Consider the following 26,340-nt stretch of genomic DNA (forward strand, 5'->3'; position numbering starts at 1 on the left):
GCGGCCCGGCGGCCCGGCCTCAAGAAGGCGGCCCCGACCGGCGCCGCCGCGGGGGCCGCGACTCCAGGATGTCGACGGGCCGCCGGCGCAGATGCTCGTAGACGAGCGAGGCATGCAGATCGGCGACCGACGGGTACTGCGCGATGTGGTCAAGGACGAAGTCCTCCAGGTGCTGCGCGTCCTGCACGGCCACCAGCACCTGGAAGTCGTTGCTTCCCGACACCACGAAAACGTCCAGGACTTCCGTCAGGGTCAGGACGAACTCGCGGAACGCCTCGACCGCGTCGCGGCTCTTGGGGTGGATGCGTACGGCGATCATCGCCCGAAGCCCGCGCCCCATGGCATCCAGATTCACCTCGGCCGTGTAGCCGAGGATCACCTCGTTCTGCTGTAGACCACGCACCCGCTCCAGACACGTCGAGTCCGCGATGCCCAGCGCCCGCGCCAGCTCACGGTTGGAGCGGCGCGCGTTTTTCTGGAGCTCCAGCAACAACCCTCGATTGATCTCGTCGAAATTCGCCACAACTCCCAGTCTAGCGAAGCTATTTCGGAACCCTTGCAGAGGAGCTGAAACCCTTGCCACACTCCATCCAGTGGCCGGCAATACTCACGGACCTCGGCGTCGACGGACACCGCGGCCCGTCGCGGACGTCCCCCGCCTGACCGATCACCCGACGAGCCGGCCGCCCACCACCTCACCGAGTCCTGGGCGTGCCCCCACGTACACACGCGAGGAAAGAAGCCCATGCGCATGCACAGCACCACCACCCCCTGGCTGCCCTTCGGTCCGGCCGACGAGGCGGACGTCAGGCTGTTATGCCTGCCGCACTCGGGCGCGGGTGCCTCGGCCTACCGGGCCTGGGGATCGGACCTGCCCGACTGGATCGGCGTGTGCCCCATCCAGCCGCCGGGGCGTGAGACCCGGCGGCAGGAGACCCCGTTCAGCGAGGTCGGTCCCCTCGTTTCCGCGCTCGCACGGGACATCGCGGCGACCGTCCAGGGCCCCTACGCCGTGCTCGGGCACAGCACCGGAGCGATCTGCGCCTTCGAACTGTGCCGGGAGCTGCGCAGGATCGGCGCACCCCAACCCGTCCACCTCTTCATCGCCGGGCGCCGCGCCCCTCAGGTCGAGGAGCACTCCTCACGGCTCGGTGAGCTGACTCTGGACGAGCTGGCCAAAGTGCTCCGTCTGCATGGCGGGACGCCCGACTGGGTCGTGAACGACCCGGCCATGCTGCGCATGCTGCATCCACTGCTCACCGCCGACTTCGCCGTCAGCGAGGAGTACGCCTACACTCCCGAGCCCCCGCTCGACCTGCCGATCTCCGTGTTCGCCGCGAGCGACGACCACCGGGCGACGACGGCCCAACTGGCCGCCTGGCAAGAGCAGACCACCGGCGCGTTCACCCTCCACCCTCTGGAGGGGGACCACTTCGCCCTCTTCACTCACGCGTCCGTCGTGCACCGCGCCATCGCGGAGGCGTTGCGGGCAGCGTGATGACGTCAGGGCCGGCGCCCAACCCCCCCGTGCCGCCGGCCCTGACGTCCCCTTCAGGAAGCCCCACCGACCAAGAACGTCCCGACTTTGCCCAGCGGCAGCGAAAGACGAATGAGTGTGATGCGCGATGAAGACCAAGCCCCTAGGTGCCTTCGGCTGGCTGCTGTTCACCATGATTCTCTGGGGCAGCGCCTTTCCCTCCTCCAAGTACGCCACCGAGCACGTACCCCATGCGATAGCCGTCCTGTTCCGCTTCGGTGGAGGGGCCGTCGTCCTCCTGGTCATCACGTTCTTCCGGCGGCCGCAGCAGTCCCCGAAGCTCAAGGACATCGTGGGCGCGTGCGTGGCCGGACTGATCGGGGTCTGTGGCTACAACTCGCTGTTCTTCTGGGGCGTCACCCTGGCCCCCGCAAGTGACGGCAGCGTCATCTTCCCCGCCCTCACCCCCGTCATCACCGCGGTCGTCCTCATCCTGAGCCACCGCGAGACGGCCAGGCCGGCCCGCGTCATGGGACTGATCCTCGGCGTCGGCGGCGCCGCCCTCTTCTTCTTCACCACCAACGCCCACGGAGCCCCGGGCTCGACCCGGCTGATGGGTGACACGATCTTCCTCGTCGGCGCCGCCGTGTGGTCCACCTACACCCTGCTCAACCGCCGCCTGGTGGCGGGCATGGACCCGGTGCAGGCCGTCACGTACTCCACCGTCGCGGGCTCCATCGCCCTCGGCGCCATGGCGGCCCCGCACTTCGGTGACGTCGCCTGGGGCTCGCTGTCGACCGGGTTCTGGATCAACGCCGTCTACCTCGCGATCGGCCCGACCGCCGTGGCCTACATCCTGTACGTACGAGGCATCCGGGACGTCGGCGCGTCCGCGGCCTCGGTCATGATGTTCGCCGTTCCTCTCTTCGGCACGGTCTTCTCCTTCATCTCCCTCGGTGAATCCTTCACCTGGTCCCAGGGAGCGGCTGCGGTGATCATGGTGGGCGGCGCGCTCCTGGCCGTCATCACGGGCCGCAAACCCGCCGCCGAACCCACCAGCATCGAGCAGCCGGTGCCGGCGGACGCGCGCGAGGAACCCTCAAAACCCGAGGAGCCCGGCGCGACGCCGGTCCGGGAAGCGGGTCCTGTGACGCGCTGACCCGGTGACCCGGGTCGGCCGACGGGGTGCGCGACGTGGGTGTGTCCACGTGGCGCACCCCTCTGTGTCGTTCCGCGAAGCGTGGACGTTACGACGTCTCCTCCCGTACGGTCACCAGATCCTGCCCCTCGCGCCGCCGATCCCCGCTCTCCCCCGGCACCGGACGCGGCCGCGCGGCGGGGTGGAAGCGATCGAGCAGCGGACCGGTCATCACCGTGGTCGCCACCGCCATCACGACCATGGCCGTGAACAGACGACTGTCCAGAACGCCCAGAGACAGACCGACGTTGAGGATCACCAGTTCGGTGAGCCCGCGGGCATTGAGCAGCACACCGAGCGCGGCTGCCTGCGGTTTGGTCGCCCCGGTCAGCCGTGCCGCGCCGGCCGCGCCCGCGAACTTGCCGAAGCAGGCCGTGACGAGCACGGCCAGCAGGATGAGCAGGCCCTGGCCGCCGAGCGCCCCGAGGTTCACCGAGAGGCCGGTCACCATGAAGAAGACCGGGAGCAGGAAGAGACTCGTCTGTTCGATGCGTTCGGGAACCTCGGGAGCGGTCCTGTCGATGACGGCGCGCGGGACGATCACGCCGAAGGCGAAGGCCCCGAACACCGCGTGCAGTCCCAGCGCCTGGGTGGCCCAGGCGCAGAGCAGGAGACCGACGACCAGCACGGCGTGGATGAGCGCTGGGCCGGGCCACGGGCGGCCCGGTGCGAAGAGCCACGTCAGGCCCGGCCGCACGGCGTACCACAGGAACAGCAAAAGCGCCGCCGAGGCCAGCGTCATGCGGGCCAGCGGCCAGCCGCCCGTGCTCTGCGCCAGGGCCACGACCACGGCGAGCACCACCCAGGCGAGGAAGTCCTGGATGGCGGCGCAGGCCACAGCCATCGCCCCGATCCGGTCCTTTTGCAGACCGCGCTCGGAGATGATGCGCGCCAGTACCGGGAACGCCGTGATGGACATGGCCGCGCCCAGGAAGAGGGCCGGGACGAGCCGGCCCCGCACGGTGGTCCCGGCGCCGGTGAGCCAGGGATGAAGGACGCAGAGCAGTCCGGCACCGAGGGCGAACGGCAGGATGACCGAGCTGAGGGACACGGCGGTCACTTGACGGCCGTGTCCCCGCAGTTGCGAACCGTCGAACTCGTAGCCGATGCCGAACATGAAGAGCACCAGGCCCACCTGCGAGAGGACCTGAAGGTAGGGCCGGACCTCCGGAGGGAAGATCACGTCGACCGGATTGCCGGGCACGAGGCCGAGGAGGCTCGGGCCCAGGGCGATGCCGGCGATGATCTCGCCGACGACGACCGGCTGGCGCACTCGCTGAGCCAGCCGGGCGAAGACATGGGCCGCGGCGAGGATCACGGCCAGAGAGACCAGGACGCGTTCGGTCACTGCTTCCGTGGACCCGGATGCCAAGGGATGTAATTCCAACGTTCCGTCTCTCCCGGAGGTGGTGAGCGGTCTTGTGCCGTCGGTCCCGCGGAAGCGGGGTGGCGCCTACCGCGAGCGGGCTTCCCGGTGCGAGGCGGCGGACCGCATGTTTTCGGCCAGCGCCTTGCGGTCGATCTTGCCGTTGGGGTTGAGCGGAAAGGCCGCCACTTCCACGAACTCCTGCGGCACCATGTTGCGCGGCAGCGTCTCCAGGAGATCCTGGCGCAGCGACCGTTCGTCGACGGGCTCCGCCGCCGCGATCACCACGGCGACGAGCCGGGCATCCTGCTCGCCGTCGGCCACGGGCAGGACGACGACGTCGCGCACCTTCTTGTGGCGCCGCACGGCGTGTTCGACATCGCCCAGGTCGATCCGCATGCCCCGGACCTTCACCTGGTGATCCACCCGGCCGACGACGACGAGTTCGCCCGACGGCGTCTCGTACCCCTGGTCACCGGTCCGGTAGAAGCGGAGGGGTCGCCCGTCGCGCTCCGTCGTCGCGAAGTTGCTCTGCCGCGCCGGGTCGGCGTTGAGGTACCCGGCCCCGACACTGATGCCCGAGACGCAGATCTCTCCCACCTCCCCGGGAGCGACTTCCTCCAGGCTGTCGTCGAGGATGCGGATCTCGGTGTTGTACACCGGAGCACCGGCAGGCATACGGCTGTTGGCGTACCCCGGGTAGTCCACCATGCGGTGCGACGTCGCGACGTCCGTGCACTCGGCGACACCGTACTGGTGCAGCAGCACACAGGTGTTGCCCTCACGTGTGGCCCAGTCGGCCACGCGCGCCGCCGACATGGGCTCGCCGCCGATGAACACGTAGTGCAGGCCCGTCAAGACGTCCGTTCCCCGGTCCATCTCCCTGTCCACCAGCAGGTACAGCGTGCTGGGCGCACAGTGGAGCGTACGGACGCCGAGCTCTCCGATGAGGCGGTAGGCCAGGCTGATGTCGAAGCTGCGGCTGGGCAGTAGGTGCAGAGCGGCCCCCACGAACAAAGGGGCCATGATGCTGCGCTGGCTGATGTCGAAGCCGAATGAACTCAGCAGCATATTGCTGGAGTTGTGGTCCAGTTCGTACTCCACGCGCAGCCAGTTGAGGAGGTTGAACCAGCCCTCGTGGCGCACCGCCGTGGCCTTCGGTGTGCCGGTGGATCCGGAGGTGAAGACCACGTAGCAGAGGTCGTCCGGTCCGATCTCGACCTGGGGATCCGTGGTGGGGCGTGACTCCAGTCGGTGTCGCGGGTCGTTCACGTCGATGATGTCGCCATGGCACCCCTCGATCAGGGAGAGCGTGTCCTTGGCCGCCAACACCGCCGTCATCTGCGGGAGTTGGGACAGCATGAGCCGCAATCGCCCGGGCGGGTACGTGGGGTCGAGCGGTACGTAGGTCGCGCCGGCCTTCAGGATGGCCAGGATGCTGGACGCCAGCTCCGGGGACCGGTCGAGGCACACCCCGACTATCGCGCCGCGAGTGATGCCGTGTGCCATCAAGTGGTGCGCGAGCCGGTTCGCGCGGGCGTTCATCTCGCCGTACGTGAGCTGTTCCTCGCCACACGTCACGGCGAGCCGTTCCGGATGTGTCCTGACATGTTCTTCGAAGACGCGGTGGGCGAGACGTTCGGCGGGCAGCGGGACGCGGTTGCCGATCAGGGCCATGTGGCCGTCACTCCTTGGACCGTGGATGAATGCGCGGGCACGCGCGGGAAGTCGAGTTCGGCGTCAGGAGGCGGCGTGGTTGCGGTTGACCGCGTTGAGGACGGCGGCGGTGGCCGCGGTGGCGGGGTCGTGGTGCAGCGCGGCGGCGTGCGTGGCCGTGTTCTCGTGCGTGAGGTGGGTGTAGGCGACGGTGCCGTGGTCGGGGTGGGGGTGGCTGTGCTGGTGCAGGAGCGTCACGGGGTGACCGGCCCGGGTCAGCGCGGCGGCGGCGGCGTCCTGAGCCGTGGCGCCGGTGCCGGTGGTGTCCACTTCGCGCCCGTCGGCGTCGGCGAGGGTGAGGTGGAGGGTGACCGCGCCGGGGACGGTCACCTCCTGGCGGCACTCCTTGAGCAGGAGCCAGGGGCGCGGCTCGAGGTAGGTCTCGGTGAACGCCTTCCACAGGTCGCGCGAGGTGAGCTCGGCGCCGGTGCGGTCGGTGATCTGCTGGACGGTGCGGGCGAAGTCCACACGCAGCTGGCGGGGCAGGTCGAGGTGGTGGTCGGACTTGAGGATCTGGGCGATACCGCCCTTGCCCGACTGGGAGTTGACGCGCACGACGGATTCGTAGGTGCGGCCGACATCCCTCGGGTCGATGGGGAGGTAGGGGACCTGCCAGGGCTGGGCGCCGGGTCCTGTGCCCTGTCGGCGGGCCGTCTCGTCAAGGGCGGCCAGGCCCTTGGCGATGGCGTCCTGGTGGGTCCCGGAGAACGCCGTGTAGACCAGCTCTCCGGCGTAGGGGTGGCGGGCGGGAACCGGCATCTGATTGCAGGACTCCACCGTGCGGCGCACGGCGTCGATGTCGGAGAAGTCGAGCTGGGGGTCGATGCCATGACTGAAGAGGTTCATCGCCAGGGTCGCAAGGCAGACGTTCCCGGTGCGCTCACCGTTGCCGAACAGGGTGCCCTCGATGCGGTCGGCGCCCGCCATCAGGGCGAGTTCGGCCGAGGCCACGGCGGTGCCGCGGTCGTTGTGGGGGTGCACGGAGAGGATCACGGAGCCCCGGCGGTCCAGGTGGCGGTGCATCCACTCGACCTGGTCGGCGAAGACGTTGGGCGTGTCCGTCTCCACGGTGGTCGGCAGATTGAGCGTGACCGGCCGGTCGGGGGAGGCGTCCCAGCGCGTCAGCACCGCGTTGCACAGCTCAAGTGCGTAGTCCGGTTCGGTGACGTTGAACGTCTCGGGGGAGAACTCATAGCGAAGCTGCGCGCCCGGCATGGTGTCCGCGAGCCGTGCCACCTTGTCCACGGCTCGCAGGGTGAAGTCCTTCAACTCGCCGGCCGACAGGTGAAAGACGGTCTCCCGCCACAGGCACGCGGTCGCCAGGCACAGGTGCACCACGGCCCGCCGGGCCCCGCGCAACGCCTCGAAGGTGCGCTCGATCAGCTCCGGGCGGGCCGGGGTGAACACCACGATCGTCACGTCGTCGGGCACCCGGTCCTGCTCGATCAGCTCCCGTACGAAGTCGAACTCCGCCCGGCTGGCCGCCGGATAGCCGACCTCGATCTCCTTGAAGCCCATGCCCACGAGCAGGTCGAACATCCGCCCCTTGCGATCGGCGTCCATCGGCACGGCCAGCGCCTGGTTGCCGTCCCGCAGGTCCACCGACGCCCACAGTGGTGCGTGCCTGATCTCCCGCTCGGGCCAGCCGCGGGCCCCGGCCCCGGCCGGCACCCGGTCCGCGACACGCTCGTAGCGATGAATCGGCATCGACGATGCCCGCTGGGCGTTCCACCACGGCTGCCCCGTACGCCGCGGCCCCTCCGGCGCCCGCACCCCACCCACCAGATTCGCCATAGTCTCGGACACGCCAACCGCCTCTCTACGGATCCGACAGAACCAACGCCCCGACCCTCACTTCCGCTGTCCTCACCCCATCCTCGAAGCATCCTCGGCGGCCGATGACACCGCGATAACCGGACCAAACTGCTCCGCTTATGGTTCCGTCTCCGCCCGCTGCGGCGAAAATCAGCCAGTTTTCATGATCGATGATTGGCGTGCATATGACTGCTGGAATGATCGGCATGCGCCCCCATGGACAGGCCCGCCCGGCGACCCCGGCCCAGGCTGTCCCAAGGAGTGGATGGCCCCTATCGACTCGCGATGGGCCTGGATAGCCTGACCGGCAGAATTCACGACCACCTTCACGCGCCAGTGGTCAGCATCTTTCAACACGGGGGTTCAGTGCTGAATTATCGCATCCTGGGGCCACTCGAAATAGGGACCACCTCAGGGCAGGTCAGATTGCCCGGAAGCAAGCGGCAGGCCTTCCTCGGCGCTCTGTTGCTCGCCGGCGGCATGCCCGTATCGCTCGCGCAGTTGATCGACACGGTATGGGGCCACCAGGCTCCGCCCACCGCGATCAAGCAGATCCGCAACGCGGCCTCTGACCTGCGCAGGAGCCACCCGGAGATCGGCGAACAGCTCCTCATGGCGGGAGACGGCTACCAGTTGCGGATCGACGAGGACCGGCTGGACGCGAAGGTCTTCTCGCGTGGCGTCGCCCGCGCCCGGCGCCTGGTGAAGGAAGGTCTCGTTGCCGACGCGCTGGAAGAATACAGATCCGCACTCTCCCTCTGGCGCGGCTCCGCACTCGCCGGACTTGAAAGGCCCGCACTACAGGCCCAGGTGGACGGGCTCAACGAATTGCGCATGACCGTCCTGGAAGAACGCTTCGAACTCGAACTGGCCGAGGGAGAGCACAAATCCATCGTCGGTGAACTTGCCCTATGGGTGGCCGAACATCCACTGCGGGAACGTCTCATTTCCCAGTTGATGCTCGCGCTGTATCGTTCCGGCTCCCAGGCCCGGGCCCTGACCATTCATGAACAGGCACGTCAGAGACTCAAGGAAGAACTCGGCGTCGACCCGGGACCCGAATTGCGGGAAGTCCATCAGTACATTCTGGTGACTGGCACGCGCAGATCCGGCTTCGGCGCCCCGTCCCTGCGGCACAACAATCTGCCCGCAAGGAGCGGAAACTTCACCGGCCGGATTCTCGAACAGCGAGTCATCGAGAAAGCGGCGCGGGCCGCGGGCGCCGACCGGGGCGGGGCGGGGAGCGTCCCCGCGGTGGTGGCCATAGACGGCATGGCCGGGGTCGGTAAGACCACCCTGGCCGTCCACGCCGCGTACCAGCTGGCGGATTCCTGCCCGGACGCCCAGCTCTTCGTCGACATGTCCGCGTGCTCGGCGGGCAAACAGCCTCTGACCGCGTGGGCGGCCCTGGGAATTCTCCTGTCCGGCCTCGGTGTGCCCCCGCGCGGTATTCCGGCCGGTCTGGAGGAACGGGCGACCACGTGGCGGCGGCTCATGGCCGACCGGCGCGCGCTGATCGTGCTCGACGACGTGGCGGACACGCAGCAGATCCTTCCGTTGCTGACCGGTGCGCCCGGCTCTCTCACCATCGTGACGAGCCGCAATCGGCTCACCGAATTCATGTCCACCTGTCAGCTCACTCTCCAGGAGATGTCGCCGGCCGAGGGCGGGGAGATGTTCAGCCGGATCGCCGGGGAGAAACGCGCCTGGCGGGAGCGTGCGGCCGTCGACGACATCGTCGGACTGTGCGGCGGGCTTCCCCTGGCGATTCGGATCGCCGCGGCCAAGCTGTGCCACCGGCCTTCCTGGACCGTTGCCTACCTTGCCTCCCGGCTCGCCGACGGAGGGCAACGGCTGTCCATCCTCGACGACGAGGACGGCCGCCTCACTCAGGTTTTCCAGCAGTCCTACGATGGCCTGACCTACCGTCAGCAACACGTCTTCCGCGTACTCGGCCGGCTGCCCAGCGACAACATCGAACCCCATACGGTGGCACGGCTGACCGGGCTTTCGGCGGCCCACATCGATCAACTGCTCGAATCGCTGGTCGACGCCCACCTGATCGAGGCGACGGGCCCGGGCCGGTACCGCATCCATGAACTGCTCCACGCATACGCCGCGCAGCTCACGGACGCCACCGACGTCATGGAGGGGGCGGACATCGGGCGTGACCGGCTCCTCGCGACGAGAGTCGCCGAGGGCCGCCCGCAGGTCCAAGTGCCGGGGATACCAAGGGAGTTATCGGTCACGGGTCCGCTCCGGACGGCTGCGGTCTGCTCCAGCGGCTGACCCCGGCGCGGTCGATCGGTGCGACGTAACTACACCTGGGATCGTGGTAGTTGAGACGGGTAAGTGCGTTTCATACCGGATTGACCACGTTAGACTGCACGCGACCCGCCCGGAACGCCTCGTGGCAGGTCAACCTCCGTACAGACAAAGCGCCTTGGAGGCATGAGTGAGCAGCACAACCGTCCTGATCCTGCGTGATCCGGAATCACGTGAGGTGAACCTTCGATGCGACGCTCTGGGCTCATATCTACGCCGGTTGAGCGGAGTTGAGGGCAAGGACGTCACGCTGATCGAGGGTGCCGCGCGGTCGTCCGAGACAGTGACCCAGGTCGCCGCGGCGGCCGGCCTGGTCGGCGCCGAGGGACAGGTCCGTTACGTCCCCACGCGTGCCGCACGCGACCGGGTCGTGGCGGACGAGGACGGGGCCTGGGCGCCTGCCCTGGTCTCCCGCCACCGCAAGCAGGCGCGTCGTTCCGTCGGCGCCGTCTTCCAGTTCCCCCTCGAAGCCGAGGCGCAGGACACCGACACCACCCCCGCGTCCCTGACGACGTTCGTCACCGACTGGACCGGGCTTCCCAGTTCCTGCGCGATCGCGGTGCACCCGGGACACCCCCTCAGCGCCGGTCTCGGACCGGACGAGGAGGCCGCTTTCACCGGCCGGTTCTGCCGGCACCCGCTCACCGGCGACCTCCTGCCGATCTGGGTCGCGGACTGGGTGAAGCCGGAGTTCGGAACGGGCGCCGTTCTGATCAACCCGGGTCACAACGCGGCCGACCTGGAGTTCAGCCGCAAGGTCGGGCTCCCTGTTCGCTTCTCGCTCGCGCCCGAGGACTACGACGGCGCGCCGGCGGACTGGCCGAAGCCCCCGTTCATCAAGTCCGGTTTCGCCTTCCGCACCGGCGCCACTGACGGACTGCCGTTCAGCGAGGCCAAGACCAAGTACTTCGCGGCCGTCGCCGAGCGGGGCCTTGTGGAGGAGTACACCGATTCCGGTATGGGCACGTTCCGGATCGCCACGATCGACGCGGAGGGCGAAGTCGACCTGGCGTGGGACCCCCGGCGCCGTACGGTCGCCTCCCGAGGTGAGGGCGGCGACGCGATCGCGGTGACGCTGTCACCTGTCCTGCGGGGCGCGGAGCAGCATGTGCGCTCGTCCGGCCTCACGGTTGTCACGCCGTCCACCCGGGTGGAGGACGACCTGCTCGCGCTGCGGCTGCTCCTGGCCGAACCGGAGCTCGAGCCCGCGGTCAAGAGCGCGCCGGAGGTCGTCGTGGTCAGCAACGCGCAGCTGGCCAAGGGCGTCGACGCCGGTGTGCCGGACGACGTCCTCGGCCTGGCTCTGCTCGTCAGCGCCGGCCCGCTGGACACGCTGTCGGTCAAGCCGCAGCACATCGAGCCGTGCGAACGCTTCCTCAGGGCGCATGAAGGGCTCGCCGCACGGGAGTGCGTGGCCGGACAGGACCTCTCCGCGGAGACAGCCAAGGCGGCCGGCCAGATCAAGGGGCTGCTGGGGCGCCAGGACCTCAAGCAGGCGTTCACCCAGCTCTACCGCCTCCAGAAGAACCTGGCGAAGAGCGAGACCGTCGGCGCGTCGGACGTGTCCTGCTACGGCGTGCTGGCGCACGTCCTCGCGGGGGTGGAGGCGCCGCACGCTCCCGAGGAATTGGCCGCCGTCTGGAAGACGATCTGACGGCCCGCACCTGAGGGGGAGGCAGGGGTACGTCTCCCGTATGTGTCCCCTGCACAGGAACTGCCGTCCCACGTAAGCGGGTTGAGGCCTGGGTCCGTGGGGCGGCGTTTCCTGTGCCGCGTGCCGCGTGCCGCGTGCCGCGTGCCGCGTGCCGCGTGCCGCGTGCCGCGTGCCGCGTGCCGCGTGCCGCGTGCCGCGTGCCGCGTGCCGCGCACGGCGCGCGTGACGTGCGCCTGGTGTGCTGAGGATGCTCCGAGGATGGGGTGAGGACAGGACCGGTGATGGTCGGGGCGTTGGTTGTGACGGGACCGCGGAAGGCGGGGGCTGCGCGGCAGCGGCGAGCGCGGCCATTCGCGGTCGACACTCAGGGGAGGAACCACATGAGGGAACAGCACCGGACGCCCACGAAGAAAACCGGCCGCCTCGACCAGGCGGCGAGCCTGCCGGCGGTCCCGGGTGTCGTGGACGGTCTCATCACGGCGCAGACGGACGCCGACGGCAGTATCTCCTTGCGGATCCAGATCAAAATGGGCCGCCTTGCGGCGGAGAGCCGTGAGCACGTCGAGGTGGTCCTGGACCCGGGGCACTGCGAGGCCCTGGTCGAGGCCCTGCTGTCCACCGGATCGGCCACGCTTCCCGAACCCCGCCCCTTCCAGGCGATTCCGTGCTCCGTCGGCATCAACCTGCACAGTTCCTTCGGCGAGGGGGAACTGCGGCGTCGCGCCAAAGCACCCGCCTGAGACGCCTGGGGGGAGGGCGCGGCCAGGCGCGGCACGGTCACCGAATGAAGCGAGGCCGGGACGCGGGCGGGGCCCAGGTCCGCCTGTGGGCGGCCGCGCCGGCCCGGAGGGGGCGCCACCGCCCGACCGCGCGCCCTGCTCAGTCGGCCGACCGGCCTGGCCATCGGGTGAAGCGGCGCAGCCCCCTGCGGGTCGGCTTGAGGGGCTTGTCCTCCGGGGCGGCCGGGCCCTGGGCCGCGGTGAGGGCCGCCACCGGGGCCTGCTGCGGCGCCTCGACGTACGGGGCGCCCCGTTCGAGCCGGGTCCGCACGGCCTGCGCCATGGCGTGGTGGGACTGGTGCTGCACCAGGCCCTCCGCCGAGAGCCGTTCCCACATGTGCAGCAGTTCCTGGCCCCGGGCCGCCACCTGGCCCTCGTCCCACAGCCGCTGCCATGCGGCGGTGGCACGCGCCACCTCGGGCGCGGCCCGCGCGAGATCCGTGCGGCACCGGATGCGCGCCACGGTCAGCGCGAGGACCGTCGAGACGGTGTAGTCGCCGCGCAGATAGGCCATGTACGCCTCGATCGCCCGCGCCTCGAGCGACAGGTCGTCCTCCACACCCCTGCGCAGGGTCAGGTGCTCCCGCAGGGCGCTGGCTAGGACGAACGCGGCGTGCAACTCCTCGCGCTGCGCGTGCTGCATGATCCGCTCGACCCGGGCCAGGGGAGGGAACGCCGCCTCCTCCGCGGCGATCCGCTCGTGTCCCGGCGGCAGGTCCTCCTCCTCCGCGATGGTGCGGCTCGATCCGTCGGGGTACACCCGCAGCCGTGCCACCTGCTGCACCGTACGGTCGATGACGGTCGCAGCCACCGGAGCGCCCAGCGTGCGGGCGAACATGGTGATGGCGTCGAGGATCGCCTCGTTGGGCGGTCGGGCGCCGCCCATCTGCACCAGGTGGCCGTTGACCACCGTGGATCCGTCCTCGGCCACATACGCGTCGAGCCGCACCAGCGGCGACGCGTTGAGCGCGGGCAGGTTCGCCCCTTCGCGGGACGCGGGAAGACCTTCCCCGTCGCGGGGCGCGGGCAGGTTCCCGACGTCGCGGGGTGCGGGCAGGTGGGTCATCCGCTCAGCCTCCTGGTCGGACCACGCCGGATACGGACATGGAGGCGGCCGACGCGGTGGTGACCGCGTGCCCGGGCCGGGGTGCCCGGAAGGCCCCTCCGCCTCCGATGCGCACACCCACGTGTGTGGCGTCGTTGTGGTGAGTGATCAGGCCGCGCCTCCCTGCGGGCGGAGCGCCCGGTGCTGGACAACTCGCCCTGCCCGCAGGGGAGTTCGCGTGGCGGAAAGCCACCTCGGTGACCCGGCCTCGCGGTGGTCCACCGCCGGTCGACACGTTCATCAGCGCCACTTTCGGAGGTCGCGTACGAGAGCTCGGATGACGACCTGCCAGGACGGCGGCCAACTCGGGTCATGCGGCGACCCGTTCAACCCGCATACACAATACCCTCACACGAACGGCCGATCATCGTATCGGCGCGCGATTCGATGGCCGCGCCATCTATTCCACCCGCTCCACGGCGCCCGTCGCCTGTTCCACGACACCCGCCCCGCAACCGGAACCCTCAAGTCCGGCTCCCTGAGCCGTGCGTGCGCGCGTGCCGGGCCGGCGAAGGGGCGGGGACGCGGTCGAGTGCCCCGCGTCCCCGCCCCGTCACGGTCTAGAGCTGAGCTTCGAAGACGGATCGGTTGAAGTACGCCCTTGCCTCGCCGATGAGGCCGTTCTCGTCGATCTCGTAGATGTTGATGCCGGACCAGTTGACGGGCTTGTCGTCGAGGGAGACGGCGGCGCCGCGCCAGGAGACGGCCACGGAGTTCCCGACCGTGTGTGCTTCCAGAGGTGTGAGGCCGAGGAACGGGTCGAAGTTCGGTATGACCGACTTGATGAAGGCGCGGATGGCTTCCCGTCCCTCGATGGGAGCCTCACCGACCGGGTCGTGGAAGGTGGCCGTCTCGGCGAAGGATTCGGCCCACGCGTCGGCGTCACCCGCCTGGGACGCGGCGAAGAACTGGTGGACGGACTTGGGCATGGCCGGAAAGGTCATGGTTGCTCTTTCTCTCTGTGTTTTCTGGGGGTTTTCTGGTGGAGATTTCCCGGGCGGAGATCTTCTGAGGCGGCGCGCGGCGGTCCGACGCGCGGTCAGGTGGTGGCGCCCGCGCGGCGACGGTCGTAGCGGCGCATGACCGGGACGGCGAGCAGGCCGCACCCCGCGAGCACCGCCTGCACGGCGCAGACACCGGTCCAGCCGAAGGAGCCGTAACAGGCGCTCGCGACGGCTGCCGCGATGGCGCCGCTGAGGAAGACGGCGACCATGTAGACGGTGTTGGCCCGGCTGCGGGCCCCGGGGAGATAGCTGAAGACGCGGGCCTGGTTGGCGATCTGGCTCCACTGCACGGCGATGTTGACCAGGAGCACGGCCACGATCATGAAGGCCAGGGTGTGGCCGCCGAGGGCGTAGGCGCCCGCGGAGACGAGGGTCAGGGCGAGGGCCGCGGTGATGACGGGGCCGGGGCTCCGGCGGTCGATGAAGCGGCCGGCCCAGGGAGCGGCGAACGCGCCGGACAGCCCGAGGAGTCCGAAGAGCCCGGCGGTCGCGCTGCTGAAACCGTACGGCGCCTGAGTGAGGACCAGTACGAGCGTGGTCCAGGTGGCGCTGTAAGCGCCGAACAGGGTGCCGTGCAGGACGCAGGCGTGCCGCAGCGCCGGCTCCTCACGCAGCAGGCGGGGCAGGGACGCGAGCAGCCGCCGGTACGGCATGCCCTGCCGGGGGCCCTCCCGTGGCAGCAGGAGCAGGGTGATCGCGCCCGTCAGCGCGGTCAGCGCGGCGGCCAGGACGTAGACCGCCCGCCACCCGAGGGCTTCGCCCACGAGGCCGCCGATGACACGGGAGCCGATGATGCCGGTCATCAGGCCGATCTGTACGTTCCCGACGACGGAGGCGCGGCGCGCGGGCGGGGCCAGTTCGGAGGCCAGCGGCACCAGGATCTGCGGGATCACGGTGACACCGCCGATCAGGGCGGCGGCCGCCGCCAGCACGGACAGGTTCGGTGCGACCGCGCCCAGGAGCAGCAGAGCGGTGGTGACGGCGGTCATCGCGGTGAGCAGCGGGCGGCGGCGGTGGACGTCGCCGAGCGGGACGAGGAACAGGATGCCCGCGGCGTAACCGAACTGGGCGCAGGTGACGACGGTTGCGGCCGACGCGGAGGAGACGCCGAGCCCTTCGGCGAAGAGCTTGAGCAGCGGCTGGGCGAGATAGACGTTGGCGACGGTGGCGCCGCTACAGATCGCCATGGCCAGAAAGAGAAGCGGGCGCACGGACGGAACGGCGCGGGGCCCGGTTGCCGCCGGGGTCCTGGCGGCGGAGGCGGTGTCCAAGTCCGACATGGGTGTCCTTGGGGGAGGGGCGGGTGGGGCTGCGCCTATGTTTTACATCAACCAGTTGGTTTAAATCAACCAGTTGGTTTAGTTGCGCCCTCGCCCCGGCCCGGACCGGTTCCCCCTGGTGAGCGGCCGGAGCGGCGCGGTGGGCATGTGACACTTGCCGGACGAGGAAGGAGCCGCCGGGTGAGCTCGCGATCAGAGCAGACGAGGAACCGGATCTACCAGGCCGCACTGGAGGAGTTCGCCCAGTACGGGGTCTCCGGTGCCAGGGTCGACCGCATCGCACGTGAGGCCAAGGCGAACAAGCAGGCCATCTACCTCTATTACGGAGACAAGGAGAAGCTCTTCACCCTCGTCCTCGGCAGGGCGCTGGAGGAGCTGGCGCAGGCGGTGCCGGCGCCGGCGGAGTCGGACGACATCGCCACCTACGTCGACCGGCTCTTCACGTACCACAAGGACCACCCGGCGATCCTGCGGCTGTTGCTGTGGGAAGCGCTCGAACACCCCGGCGTGCCCGTCCCCGACGAGGCCGCCCGCACCGAGCACTACCAGCACAAGGCGCGGGCGCTCGGCAAGGCCGGCGCTCTGGGCGGCCAAGCGGCGGCGGAACTCGACCCCCAGGCGCTGCTGCTCATGTTCACCGCGCTGGTGGGGTGGCCGCTCGCCGTTCCTCAGGTGACGCGGATGGTCATGGGCGACGGCCCGGACGCGATGGACCGCGTCAAGGCCGCCGCGGTCGCGGTCGCCCAATCCGTCAAGGGGACTCCCCGCTGAGGGAGCCCCCTTCTTGACGCGGTGTCAGTGTCGCGGGGCGGCGACCGCGCCAGGGCCGACGCGGCGTGTGGCGCCGCGGTGGATGCTGATGCTCAGGGCGAGCAGCCAGTAGCTGAAGACCGCGCCCATCAGCGCCGTCGTGCCCCAGCCGTTCGCCGCGTAGAAGTGCGCGGGGGTGTTGCCGAAGAACAGCGACGGCACGAAGGCGACATTGACCGCCGCCAGCGCGAAGGCCGAGCGGTGGGCCCAGGGCGGCAGCAGACGCGTACGGGAGATGCCGTATCCCACGGCGGTCAGGAACATCGCCAGCAGGAGGCGGTTGATCGACCCGTAGAGGATGTACGTGCCGCTGACGGTGATGGTGGGGTCGATGGGGTGGTCGGAGGCGATGACCGCGCCCCCTTCGAGTCCACTGGAGACCAGGGTGATGGTCGTGTAGACGAGGCCGGTGGCGAAGGCGAGCGTGCCCACCCACTCGTACGCGGGGTCCACCGCCTTGATCATTTCGCGGAACGCCGTCACGAAGACGAGCTGGAAGCCGAGGGCCAGTATCCCGATGAGCAGCCGCGCCAGGACGTTGGAGGCCGGCGGCGGTCCCGAGTAGACGAAGTACAGCGGCACTTCGACGATGAAGGCGGCCGCGGTGGCGATGCCGGCTGCGCCCGCCACGCGCCTGGCGAGAAGTTCGTTCATGGTGTCCCCCTGTGGATGCCGGTGGTGGTGCGCGGTGGGTCCGGTGACCCGTCGGCTCGATGAGCTGAATTCTTCAGCGCCAGGCGCGTCCCGTCGCGGGGCCTGGACACCAAAGGGGGGTGGGCCTGCCGACACCCCCGGCGAGGGGCGTCAGGGGCACCGGACGCGCGTCGGCCCTGACGCCTGGGGGGAGTTGGCGTCAGGGCCGGTACACACGAACCGCCGACAGGAGGCGGGAGGGAGTTCTCCGTGTCGCGCTGTTCAACGCGGCGGGGGCGCAAAGGACACGGGCCGTCCTGCGCCGTCCCATGGGAAATTTCAGCGGTCCCCGCCCCCGCCCCCGCCCCCGCTTTCACCCCCGCCCCCGTGCCGTGCCCACGCCCGCTCCCGCAGGCTCGCGTCCATGAGGACGTCGGCGGCGGTGCACGCCAGTGCTCCGGCACTCGCCACGAGCACCGCGCGGGCCCTCGGCGAGGCGGCCGCCGCGGCGAACTCCGGGGTGTGGTCGGATCCTTCGTCCGTGATCGCGACGAAGGGGTGGATGGCCGGCACCCGCGTACTGACATTGCCGATGTCCGACGAGCCCAGCTGGATCCCGGGCCTGGGCGGCGTCAAATCGATCCCCGCGTGGGCCAGGTGCGCGGCGAAGCGTTCGGACAGGACGTCGCTGTCGTTGAAATGGTCATAGCGCAACGTCGCGCGCTCGGTCTCAACCCTGGTCCCAGTGGCCAGAGCGACGCCGTCCGCGGCGGCTCGTACCTGCGCGACCAGGGCGTCGAGCGCCGAGTTCGTGGCGGCACGCAGGCCGAAGCGCCCTTCGGCGTACTCCGGGACGATGTTGGTGGCCGTGCCGCCCCGGGTGATGATCCCCTGGATGTGGGATGCCTCCGGCAGTCGCCGGCCCAGAGACGTGAGGACGTTGAACAGCTCGATCAGGGCCGCGAGCGCGTCGATGCCTTCGGTGGGGTTGCCCGTGGGGTGCGCGGCGCGGCCGTGGAAGGCCACGCGGTACTGCACTTGGGCGGTCAGCGGCGCCCGGGTCCAGCTGTACACGCCCGGATGGAACATCAGCGCGGCGTCGACGTCGTCGAACACTCCGGCCTCCGCCTCCAGGACCTTCCCGCCACCGCCCTCCTCGGCGGGCGTGCCGACCGCCAGCACACACCCCGCCGTCTCCCCGAGCACCGAACGGAGCGCGAGGGCCGCTCCCAGACCGGCGGCGGCGATCAGATTGTGCCCGCAGGCGTGGCCGAGTCCCGGCAGGGCGTCGTATTCGAGCAGCAGCGCCACGGCCGGCCTGCCCCGGCCCGAGCGGGCCGTGAACGCCGTGGACATCCCGGCCACACCGTGCTCGACCACGAACCCGGCCTTGTCGAGTTCACCGGACAGACGGGCCGCCGCCCGGTGCTCGGCGAAGGCGTACTCGGGGTCCTCGTGCAGGGCCAGGGCCACCTCCCACAGGGCGTCCGCCCGCTGGGCCACGTCCGCGCGGAGCCGGGCACCGACCACATCGTCCTCGACGGAAAGGGACACCCTGCCTCCTCGGTATCGGGCACGCGACGGCCGCCGCGTCCGTCCATCCCACGAGTGCCACTTCCAGGGTTCACCACACCTGGCGGTTTCGTTTGCGGCACTCGTGCAACACGACGACCATGACGGCTAGCCGCCGTCGGGAGCGCGATCGTGCTGGGAGGTACGCATGGACCACTCGCGGGCGCCTGTCCTTGAGGCGTTGCAGGAGTTCCGCCGACGCGGAGACGTGGCGTACGGGCCACCGGGACACAAGCAGGGCCGAGGCGTCGATCCACGGGTGGCGGACGTCGTCGGGCTCGACGTGTTCCGGTCGGACGTCCTGGCTCTCAACGGACTCGACGACCGCCGCCAGTCCCAGGGCGTGCTCAGCCAGGCGCAGGAGCTGATGGCCGACGCGGTGGGCGCCGAGCAGGCGTTCTTCTCCACCTGCGGAAGCTCCCTCTCGGTGAAGACCGCCATGCTCGCGGTGGCCGGCCCCGGCGAGAAGCTGCTGCTTTCCCGCAACGCGCACAAATCCGTCATCGCGGCCGTCGTCGTCAACGGCGTGCAACCCATCTGGGTGCACCCCACCTTCGACGAGGAGCGCCACTTGGCGCACCCTCCCGAGCCCGACGACGTACGCCGCTGCCTCCAGGAGCACCCGGACGCCAAGGGCATGCTCCTGATCACGCCCACCGAGTGGGGCACCTGCGCGGACGTGCGGGGTGTGGCCCGGGTGTGCCACGAGTTCGACGTCCCGTTGATCGTGGACGAGGCGTGGGGCGCCCACCTCCCCTTCCACTCCGGGCTGCCGCCGTGGGGCATGGACGCCGAGGCCGATCTGGTGGTCACCAGCGTCCACAAGATGGGCGGAGCGATCGAGCAGAGCTCCGTCTTCCACCTTCAGTACGGCCGTGTCTCGCCCGAGGCGCTGAAGCAGCGCGAGGACCTGCTCGGCACCACGAGCGCGTCCTCGCTGGTCTACGCGACCCTGGACGGCTGGCGTCGCCAGATGGTGGAGCAGGGGCACGGCCTTCTGGACACCGCGCTTGCCCGCGCGCTGCGGATCCGGTCGGCCGTCGATGACCTGCCGGGTCTGCGGCCCATGGGCCAGGAAGTCATCGACGAGGGCTTCGCCGCCTCCTACGATCCGCTCAAACTCGTCATCGACGTAAGGGAGTTGGGGATCACCGGCATGCAGGCCTGCGAGTGGCTGCGGGCCAACCGGCACGTGGACGTGGGCGGTTCGGACAGCTGCCGCATCAGCGCCTCCATCACGCACGGCGACGACGACGAGACCGAGAAGATCCTGCTGGACGCGCTGCGCTCGCTCGTCGACAACGCCGGCTCCATCGAGAAGCAGCCGCCGGTCCATCTGCCCGCCCCCGGAACTCTGGAACTCGAGCAGGCGATGCTGCCCCGGGACGCCTTCTTCGCGCCGGTGGAGCACGTGCCCGCCGAGCGCGCAGCGGGCAGGATCGCCGCCGAAATGATCAGCCCCTACCCGCCGGGGGTGCCCGCCGTCGCGCCGGGCGAGATCATCACCGAGGCGGTGCTCGACTATCTGCGCAGCGGCGTCGAGCACGGCGTCCTGATCCCGGACTCGGCCGACCCCTCGGTCAAGACGCTGCGGGTCGTGGCCAGGGACTGACCGCCGCCCCCGGCCGTCCTCTTGGGGGTCACGGCATCGACGTGGTGGGTGTCATGAGTAGATGTACTCATGACACCCGCCGAGTCGCGGGAAAAGATCAGCGGATGACGATGCCCAGATGGACGAGAGCCCGGCTCGGGGTGGTTCCGGCCGCCGTGCTGGCCCTGTGCGTGGCGGGGTGCGGAACGCAGCACGTGGGTGACGCCGCCGACGGCAACGGCGGCGGGCGGCCCACGCCGCCCGCCGCGGCGACCCCCAGTGCGCAGGTGGACTTCCCCTGCCCCGGCGAGACCCCCAAGTCGTCCGCCCCGAGCCCCAGTTCGACCGCGCCGCCGACCGATCACTACGCGGAGAACCACGGCTTCCTGGTCCCCATCGAACTGCACGGTCAGAACCGCTGTGACGGGCTCGCCGTCGTGGCGAAGGTCAAGAAGGTACTCGAACCACTGCGCCGCAGCGGCGACTTCGACCCGGACAAGGCGCACACCGCGCTCACCGGCCTCGGCTACTCCGCCGGCAAGGTGCGGGCGTACCAGGACGGGTCCACCGGCGTCGGATTCCTCATCGACATCGGCGCCGCTCCCTGGTGCGTCGAGGGCACGATGGACAGCGCCACCACCAAGGCGGACGCCTTCGCCGGCTACCCCGACGGCACCGGTTGCGAGCCCCCGAAGGGCGGCCACTGAACCGGCGGTCACGGAGCGAACCGCAGGTCACGGGCTGCCTTCGGTCACGGGCTGAGCCGTCCGGCAAGGGCTGAGCCTTCGGCCACGGTCGGCCGAAGGCGTGGCGAGGTCGGCGCGGTTTCGTCAGCCCTGGGCGGCCGCTGCGGCCGCCGCCGTACGCTCCTCGCCCCTTCGTCGCGCCTGCTTGCCGTACAGGGTCGTCCACAGGACAAGGACGCCGAGCACGCCGTAGATCATGAAGGGGCTCAGGACCACCATGGTGTCCGTGCTCAGGACGTACGAGAGCCCGATCCGGACCAGGGCCTCCAGGCAGTAGGCCACGCCCCAGACCGTCGTCATCGTGATGACGGTCTTGCGGAACCCTTCGAACTGCCACAGGCCGTTCCACCACGCGGTGCCTTCGGCGGTGCCGTCGGTGGCGAACTTACGGCCGAAGTAGAACATCAGCGGACGCGGTGCCAGCAGTGTCACCAGGCACAGCAGCCCGAACAGGCCGGTGACGGCCGAGTCCTTGATCAGCAGGGCCCGGGCCGAGTGCGCGCCCGCGAGCGAGACCACGGCCGTGATGACCAGGAACACCAGCGTGACGATGGCGAACTCGTCGAGGCGCCGACGCCAGGCGAAGTGGACGACGCTGTCGACCACCGGCCACATGCCGCCCGCCAGGAGCGAGGCGAACTCGCTCCAGCCGTGGTCGCGCAGGGCGTTGTAGGTGAGGATCGGAGCGAGGACGTTGAGTCCGATGGTCAGGACCCAGCCGAGCGCGGCGGCGCCGCCGGACCGGGCGGGCGGCGCGGGCCGCTCGCCCACCTGGCCCGCCCCGGCCCGGGGCGCGTTCTGATCGTGGTGTGCGGTCGTGGTGTCCGGAGTGGGCACAGGTTCCCCCTGGAGATGCCTGACAAGCGCGGCAGCGTGAATGTGGTGCGGGCCATCGTGGTGAGGCACCGGAGCCCGCGCACGAATGATCACGGAAACCGGTCGGAACTACTAATTCCACTCCATGTCCGGTGGCGCACAGTGTTGTTGACAGCCTGCCGCAGCCGAGAGCGTGTTGCCTAGAGCGCCGACGGCTCCCTGATCCGTCGGCGCTCGGGGCTCTTGGGGGTCTGGGGGCTCAGGGGGTGGGGCGGCGGATGGTGCGCTGGCCGGGGACCGAGGACAGGCGCCGGCGGGCGGGGAGGTGAGGGGGGCGCGGTGACGGGTTGCGCCGGGCCGGCACCGCCGGCGCGAACGCGAGCAGGAGCACCAGGACGAGGACCGCGACAAGGATGAGCATCGTGGCGAGGGTCATCTTGCTTCCTTCCGCCGATTCGTGACGGTCTGTCATTACAGCTTGTAGCCGAAAAGCGGTCGGATAAACACGGTGCGTAGGTGCTCGTGTGGCGACGGGACGCCTGGGCGGTCACGCTCCGGTCGCCGCGCACGGCCCGCCGGGGGGCGGTGCGGGGTCGGCGGAGGCGTCGCGCTGGAAGGCGAAGACCTGGTCGAGACCGACGACGCGCAGGATGCGCAGAGTGTGGTCGGGGACGGTGGCGAGCGCGATGTCGGCGCGGGCGGCGTGGGCGTGATTGCGGGCGGCGATGAACGCGGCGATGCCGCTGGAGTCGCAGAACGTCAGGCCGGCCAGGTCAAGGACGAGACGCCGGCCGGGCGCCAGGACGGTCCTGGCGAGCTCGTCGCGCAGCTGGGCGGCGGTGTCGTAGTCGAGGTCCCCGGCGATCGCCAGTACGGGACCGGCCGAGACCTCTCGGATGGTGATCGTCAAAGCGCTCATGGTGTGTGGTCCGTCCGGGTGGCCTCGGCGTGGGCGCCGAGAGCGAGCAGGGCGGTGTCGTCGTCGAGGCCGTCACCGAAGGAGTCCAGGAGCCCGGTCAGGGCCTGGATGACGGCGGACGGGGATTTTCCGGCGTGCTGGGCGGCGAAGGAGAGCAGGGCCTCGTCCCCGTACAGACCCTTGCGGTCGTTGCCGGTGCGGGCTTCGGTGAGGCCGTCGGTGTAGAGCAGCAGGGTGTCGCCGGGGGCGAGCGTGGTGGTGGCGGCGGTGAACGGGGCCTTGGGCAGGATGCCGACGAGGAGGCCGCCGGGCGTGGGCAGGAAGGCGGTGCTGCCGTCTGCGCGCAGGATCAGGGCGGGCGGATGACCGCCGGAGGCGAGATGGACGGTGACGTTCCCGGTCGACGGGTCCGGTTCCAGGGTGCCGAAGATGGCGGTGCAGTACCGGGGGTCGCCGCCCGAATAGCGCTCGTGCAGCACCTTGTTGAGGGTGGTCAGGGCGGCCACGGGGTCGGGGTCGTGCAGGGCCGCCGCCCGCAGGGTGTACCGGGTCAGCGAGGTGACCGCGGCGGCCTGCGGCCCCTTGCCGCACACATCACCGAGGAAGAACCCGAAACGGTCGCCCTCGATGGGGAACACGTCGTAGAAGTCGCCGCCGAGCCGGTCGGGGGAGGCCGTGTGGTAGTACGCGGCAGTCTCCATCAAGGGCACGCTCGGCAGGGCGGAGGGCAGCAGGGACTGCTGGAGTACGGCGAGGGCGTCCTGAAGCCTGTCCCGGTGGGCCTCCGCCTGCTTGCGCATCTCGTCGGCCGCCTTGCGGGCCCGCAGCAGCTCCTTCTCGTAGGCGCGGCGGTCCCGGGCGTCGAAGAGGGTGGTGCGGATCAGCAGGGGCTCGCCCATGCTGCCGTACTTGACCGTGGCGGAGACCAGGACGGGGATCCGCTCGCCCTGTACCGGCTTGATCTCCAGGGCGATGCCGCTGATCTCCCCCTGCATCCGCAGCAGCGGCGCGAAGTGCGTCTCGTGGTACAGCTTGCCGCCCACGGTCAGCAGGTCCGTGAACCGCATCCGGCCCACCACCGCCTCCCGCGCCAGGCCGAGCCAGCTCAGGAGCGTCGTGTTGATCTTCGCGATGGTGCCGTCCATCAAGGTCGACAAATACCCGCACGGGGCGCTCTCGTACAGGTCCTCGGCGCTGTCTTCGAGCAGCGCGGCGAACGCGGCGTTCGAGGTCTGCCCCTGGCCGGCCCCTTGCGGGTCGGGGTCGGGGAGCTGCCCGGTGCGGCACATCACTTCAGGTTCGCCAGGAAGGAGAGGATCGCCTGGTTCGTGGCTTCGGGGGCGGACAGGTGGGGGCAGTGCCCGGTCGCGTCCAGAGTGACCAGCTTCGATCCGGTGATCGTCTCGTGGACGAAGGCGCCGACCTCGCGGGGTGCGATGACGTCCTGGGTGCACTCAAGGACCAGCGTCGGCACCCGCACGCCCTTCAGGTCGTCCCGGGAGTCCGAAAGGAACGTGGTCCGGGCGAATACCCGTGCCATGTCCGGATCGGTGGCGCAGAAACTGTTGGTCAGCTCCTGGCCGAGCTCGGGCCGCTCCGCGTTCCCCATGATCAGCGGAGCCATCGCGGCCGACCAGCCCAGGTAGTTCGCCTCAAGCGACTCCAGGAGCTCATCAATGTCCTCGGCGCTGAATCCGCCCCGGTATCCCTCGTCGTCGACGTATCGGGGAGACGGGGCGACCATCACAAGGGCCCCGACGCGCTCGGGTGCCATCCCGGCGGCGAGCACGCCGACCATCGCGCTCACCGAATGGCCCACGAACACCGCGTCGCGCACGTCGAGCGCCTCGCACACCTCCACGACGTCCTGGGCGTAACCCGCCAGGGACCCGTAGCGGTCCTCGGAGAACGCCGAGGGGTCGGCCGCGCCCGAGCCCACATAGTCGAACAGCACTACGCGGTACTCCTCGGCCAGCGCCGGCACCGTGAGCCGCCACATGTTCTGGTCACACCCGAACCCGTGCGCCAGCACCACCGTGCGTCCCTGAGGGTTACCGGTGACCGTGACGTTGTTCCTGCGAGCGATATCCATGACTCGTACTCTTTCAGACCTCACGGACGGCTCGATCCGGGCGGCCCGCTACCGCCGGTATCCGCCCGGCACTCTCACATGGCGATCCGGCAAACCGCATGAAAAGCGATACTCACACGGTCAGGCGACCGATGTCCTGGGGGTCGAGACCCGTCAGCTGCGCGATGCGGGGCGCCGACACACCCGCGGTCAGCGCCCGGTGCACCAGGGCTTCCCAGTCCTGGGTCGTCTCGCGGAACTCCAGCAACTCCCTCTCCGCGTCCGTGACGGACTGGGGCGCGCACTCCCGCTGGACCCGCAGCGACTCCTCCTCGCTCAGCGGCACGGGCAGGCGCTCGGCGTCCTCGGGGATGAAGGCCTCCGCGTCGGCGGGAAGAATCCGTACCTGCTCCGAGGACGCGGAGACGTCGTGCGCCTGGAGCCAGCCGTGGACGGCCGGTGTCTCCACGCACTCGAGCGGGCCCACGGCGGCGAGCGCCGCGCCGAGCCGGGGGCGCAGGTCGGGGAGCAGGAAGAGGTAAGCGTCATCGGCCATCGTGCGGCATCGCCTTCTGGGTCGCGATCGGACTTCAACGGTGCCTCGATGCTAACGCCCGCCACGGCGCGCCCCTGCCGCGCACAACACCGGGCGGGCGCGGCGCAGTTCGGGCCGGAGGGCCGCGCCGTGGTGGAGGTGCCGCCGTGTCGTGCGGGCGACACGAACGTACCGCATTCCATAGCGATCGCTGTAAAATTGCCGTCATGACGAAGAAGCGAGGGCGGCCGTGACGGCGAAGCGGGGCAGGCCGAGGAGTTTCGACCGCGAGGCCGCGCTGGTCCAGGCCACCATGCTGTTCTGGCGGCACGGCTTCGAAGGCACGTCCATCACCGACCTCACCGCGGCGATGGGTGTCTCGCCGCCCAGTCTGTACGCCGCCTTCGGCGACAAGCGCGCGCTCTTCGCGGAAGTCGTCGAGCGGTACGGGGAGACCTTCGGCGCGTTCATGGGTACGGCGCTGGCGGAGGAGAAGGACACGCGCGCGGCGTTCGCCCGGATGTTGCGCGAGGCGGCCGTCCACTACACCGATCCCGCGCATCCGGCCGGGTGCCTGATCATCTCGGCGGCGACGAACTGCACGCGGCAGACGGCGGACATCGAGGGGGGTCTGCGGGAGCGGCGGGCGGCGAATGTGCGGGTCTTCGAGGACCGGCTGACCGAGGCCCGTTCCTTGGGCCAGCTCCCAGAGGACGCCGATCCGCGCGCCTTGGCGGTCTACTTCGGGGCCGTAGTACAGGGGTTGTCGCAGCAGGCGCGGGACGGGGCGACGGAATCGGAACTGACCCGAGCGGCCGAGCTGGCGATGGCGGCGTGGCCGGAGGCGTAGGGGGTCACGGGTTGCCGTCCGGTGGGGTGGCGTGGGTGCGGGCTGTGGGTGGCTGGTCGCGCAGTTCCCCGCGCCCCT

At 70.1% G+C, this 26,340-nt stretch carries 24 protein-coding genes; 9 read left to right on the forward strand and 15 right to left on the reverse strand.

Annotated features, from left to right (window positions below; translation table 11 throughout):
• Positions 1-19 precede the first annotated feature (19 nt).
• The gene (locus ABR738_RS34805) at positions 20-523 is read right to left on the reverse strand and encodes an Lrp/AsnC family transcriptional regulator (RefSeq protein ID WP_350233943.1); all 504 of its coding nucleotides are present in this window, start codon (positions 521-523) and stop codon (positions 20-22) included.
• A 228-nt stretch (positions 524-751) separates the two neighbouring features.
• On the opposite strand from ABR738_RS34805, the gene ABR738_RS34810 reads away from it, so the two are divergent.
• Together ABR738_RS34810 and ABR738_RS34815 are read left to right on the forward strand one after the other, a co-directional pair.
• A complete protein-coding gene (locus ABR738_RS34810) occupies positions 752-1,498 on the forward strand; it encodes a thioesterase II family protein (protein ID WP_350233944.1) in 747 nt (248 codons plus the stop codon).
• A gap of 127 nt (positions 1,499-1,625) precedes the next feature.
• Complete coding sequence (locus ABR738_RS34815) at positions 1,626-2,636, forward strand: DMT family transporter (protein ID WP_350233946.1); 1,011 nt, start codon at positions 1,626-1,628, stop codon at positions 2,634-2,636.
• 88 nt (positions 2,637-2,724) lie between these two features.
• On the opposite strand, the gene ABR738_RS34820 is transcribed toward ABR738_RS34815, so the two are convergent.
• The 3 genes from ABR738_RS34820 to ABR738_RS34830 all read right to left on the reverse strand — a co-directional run bounded on the left by ABR738_RS34820 (position 2,725) and on the right by ABR738_RS34830 (position 7,563).
• Positions 2,725-4,023, reverse strand: coding sequence for a cation:proton antiporter (locus ABR738_RS34820; protein WP_350233947.1), 1,299 nt, complete (start codon positions 4,021-4,023; stop codon positions 2,725-2,727).
• Between the two features lie 105 nt (positions 4,024-4,128).
• Entirely contained in the window at positions 4,129-5,718 is a 1,590-nt protein-coding gene (locus ABR738_RS34825; RefSeq protein WP_350233948.1) for an amino acid adenylation domain-containing protein, read from the reverse strand.
• 63 nt (positions 5,719-5,781) lie between these two features.
• On the reverse strand, positions 5,782-7,563 hold the full coding sequence (locus ABR738_RS34830; RefSeq protein WP_502964194.1) for a 2-isopropylmalate synthase: 1,782 nt from the start codon (positions 7,561-7,563) through the stop codon (positions 5,782-5,784).
• A 294-nt stretch (positions 7,564-7,857) separates the two neighbouring features.
• Here ABR738_RS34830 and ABR738_RS34835 point away from each other — a divergent pair, with 294 nt between their 5' ends.
• The 3 genes from ABR738_RS34835 (at position 7,858) to ABR738_RS34845 (ending at position 12,291) form a co-directional block, all read left to right on the forward strand.
• The gene (locus tag ABR738_RS34835; RefSeq protein ID WP_350233949.1) at positions 7,858-9,861 is read left to right on the forward strand and encodes an AfsR/SARP family transcriptional regulator; all 2,004 of its coding nucleotides are present in this window, start codon (positions 7,858-7,860) and stop codon (positions 9,859-9,861) included.
• Positions 9,862-10,117: 256 nt separating this feature from the next.
• A complete protein-coding gene (locus ABR738_RS34840) occupies positions 10,118-11,551 on the forward strand; it encodes a hypothetical protein (RefSeq protein ID WP_350233950.1) in 1,434 nt (477 codons plus the stop codon).
• A gap of 380 nt (positions 11,552-11,931) precedes the next feature.
• Positions 11,932-12,291 carry a hypothetical protein gene (locus tag ABR738_RS34845; protein ID WP_350233952.1) on the forward strand — a complete coding sequence of 120 codons (360 nt, stop codon included), beginning with the start codon at positions 11,932-11,934 and terminating at the stop codon, positions 12,289-12,291.
• Positions 12,292-12,430: 139 nt separating this feature from the next.
• Here the strand turns inward: ABR738_RS34845 and ABR738_RS34850 are convergent, their stop codons facing one another.
• The 3 genes from ABR738_RS34850 to ABR738_RS34860 form a co-directional block, all read right to left on the reverse strand.
• Positions 12,431-13,396 (reverse strand): hypothetical protein, encoded by a 966-nt coding sequence (locus tag ABR738_RS34850; RefSeq protein WP_350233953.1) that lies wholly within the window; start codon positions 13,394-13,396, stop codon positions 12,431-12,433.
• Between the two features lie 599 nt (positions 13,397-13,995).
• Positions 13,996-14,379, reverse strand: coding sequence for a nuclear transport factor 2 family protein (locus ABR738_RS34855; RefSeq protein WP_350233954.1), 384 nt, complete (start codon positions 14,377-14,379; stop codon positions 13,996-13,998).
• 95 nt (positions 14,380-14,474) lie between these two features.
• Positions 14,475-15,719, reverse strand: a complete 1,245-nt coding sequence (locus tag ABR738_RS34860; protein WP_350233955.1) for an MFS transporter — start codon at positions 15,717-15,719, stop codon at positions 14,475-14,477.
• A gap of 180 nt (positions 15,720-15,899) precedes the next feature.
• Between ABR738_RS34860 and ABR738_RS34865 the strand changes: the two genes are divergently transcribed.
• The gene (locus ABR738_RS34865) at positions 15,900-16,490 is read left to right on the forward strand and encodes a TetR/AcrR family transcriptional regulator (RefSeq protein ID WP_350233956.1); all 591 of its coding nucleotides are present in this window, start codon (positions 15,900-15,902) and stop codon (positions 16,488-16,490) included.
• A 24-nt stretch (positions 16,491-16,514) separates the two neighbouring features.
• Here ABR738_RS34865 and ABR738_RS34870 read toward each other — a convergent pair whose 3' ends face one another.
• The gene (locus tag ABR738_RS34870; RefSeq protein WP_350233957.1) at positions 16,515-17,183 is read right to left on the reverse strand and encodes a hypothetical protein; all 669 of its coding nucleotides are present in this window, start codon (positions 17,181-17,183) and stop codon (positions 16,515-16,517) included.
• A gap of 318 nt (positions 17,184-17,501) precedes the next feature.
• Positions 17,502-18,716: an amidohydrolase gene (locus ABR738_RS34875; RefSeq protein WP_350233958.1), complete on the reverse strand. Its 1,215-nt coding sequence runs from the start codon at positions 18,714-18,716 to the stop codon at positions 17,502-17,504.
• A gap of 166 nt (positions 18,717-18,882) precedes the next feature.
• Here ABR738_RS34875 and ABR738_RS34880 point away from each other — a divergent pair, with 166 nt between their 5' ends.
• Together ABR738_RS34880 and ABR738_RS34885 are read left to right on the forward strand one after the other, a co-directional pair.
• Positions 18,883-20,346: an aminotransferase class I/II-fold pyridoxal phosphate-dependent enzyme gene (locus tag ABR738_RS34880; RefSeq protein WP_350233959.1), complete on the forward strand. Its 1,464-nt coding sequence runs from the start codon at positions 18,883-18,885 to the stop codon at positions 20,344-20,346.
• Positions 20,347-20,450: 104 nt separating this feature from the next.
• Positions 20,451-21,032, forward strand: a complete 582-nt coding sequence (locus ABR738_RS34885) for a hypothetical protein (protein ID WP_350233960.1) — start codon at positions 20,451-20,453, stop codon at positions 21,030-21,032.
• Between the two features lie 123 nt (positions 21,033-21,155).
• Here the strand turns inward: ABR738_RS34885 and ABR738_RS34890 are convergent, their stop codons facing one another.
• From ABR738_RS34890 to ABR738_RS34915, 6 genes are all read right to left on the reverse strand, one after another.
• Complete coding sequence (locus ABR738_RS34890; RefSeq protein ID WP_350233961.1) at positions 21,156-21,908, reverse strand: VC0807 family protein; 753 nt, start codon at positions 21,906-21,908, stop codon at positions 21,156-21,158.
• Between the two features lie 238 nt (positions 21,909-22,146).
• A complete protein-coding gene (locus tag ABR738_RS34895) occupies positions 22,147-22,323 on the reverse strand; it encodes a hypothetical protein (protein WP_350233962.1) in 177 nt (58 codons plus the stop codon).
• A gap of 111 nt (positions 22,324-22,434) precedes the next feature.
• A complete protein-coding gene (locus ABR738_RS34900; RefSeq protein WP_350233963.1) occupies positions 22,435-22,806 on the reverse strand; it encodes an STAS domain-containing protein in 372 nt (123 codons plus the stop codon).
• Positions 22,803-24,095, reverse strand: coding sequence for a PP2C family protein-serine/threonine phosphatase (locus tag ABR738_RS34905; protein WP_350233964.1), 1,293 nt, complete (start codon positions 24,093-24,095; stop codon positions 22,803-22,805). The genes ABR738_RS34900 and ABR738_RS34905 overlap by 4 nt, the downstream gene beginning before the upstream one ends.
• A complete protein-coding gene (locus tag ABR738_RS34910) occupies positions 24,095-24,898 on the reverse strand; it encodes an alpha/beta fold hydrolase (RefSeq protein WP_350233965.1) in 804 nt (267 codons plus the stop codon). The genes ABR738_RS34905 and ABR738_RS34910 overlap by 1 nt, the downstream gene beginning before the upstream one ends.
• A 112-nt stretch (positions 24,899-25,010) precedes the next feature.
• A complete protein-coding gene (locus tag ABR738_RS34915) occupies positions 25,011-25,433 on the reverse strand; it encodes a DUF6003 family protein (protein ID WP_350233966.1) in 423 nt (140 codons plus the stop codon).
• A 229-nt stretch (positions 25,434-25,662) separates the two neighbouring features.
• Between ABR738_RS34915 and ABR738_RS34920 the strand changes: the two genes are divergently transcribed.
• Positions 25,663-26,262 (forward strand): TetR/AcrR family transcriptional regulator, encoded by a 600-nt coding sequence (locus ABR738_RS34920; RefSeq protein ID WP_350233967.1) that lies wholly within the window; start codon positions 25,663-25,665, stop codon positions 26,260-26,262.
• Positions 26,263-26,340: the final 78 nt, after the last annotated feature.

Source organism: Streptomyces sp. Edi4 (assembly GCF_040253615.1).
Lineage (GTDB): Bacteria > Actinomycetota > Actinomycetes > Streptomycetales > Streptomycetaceae > Streptomyces.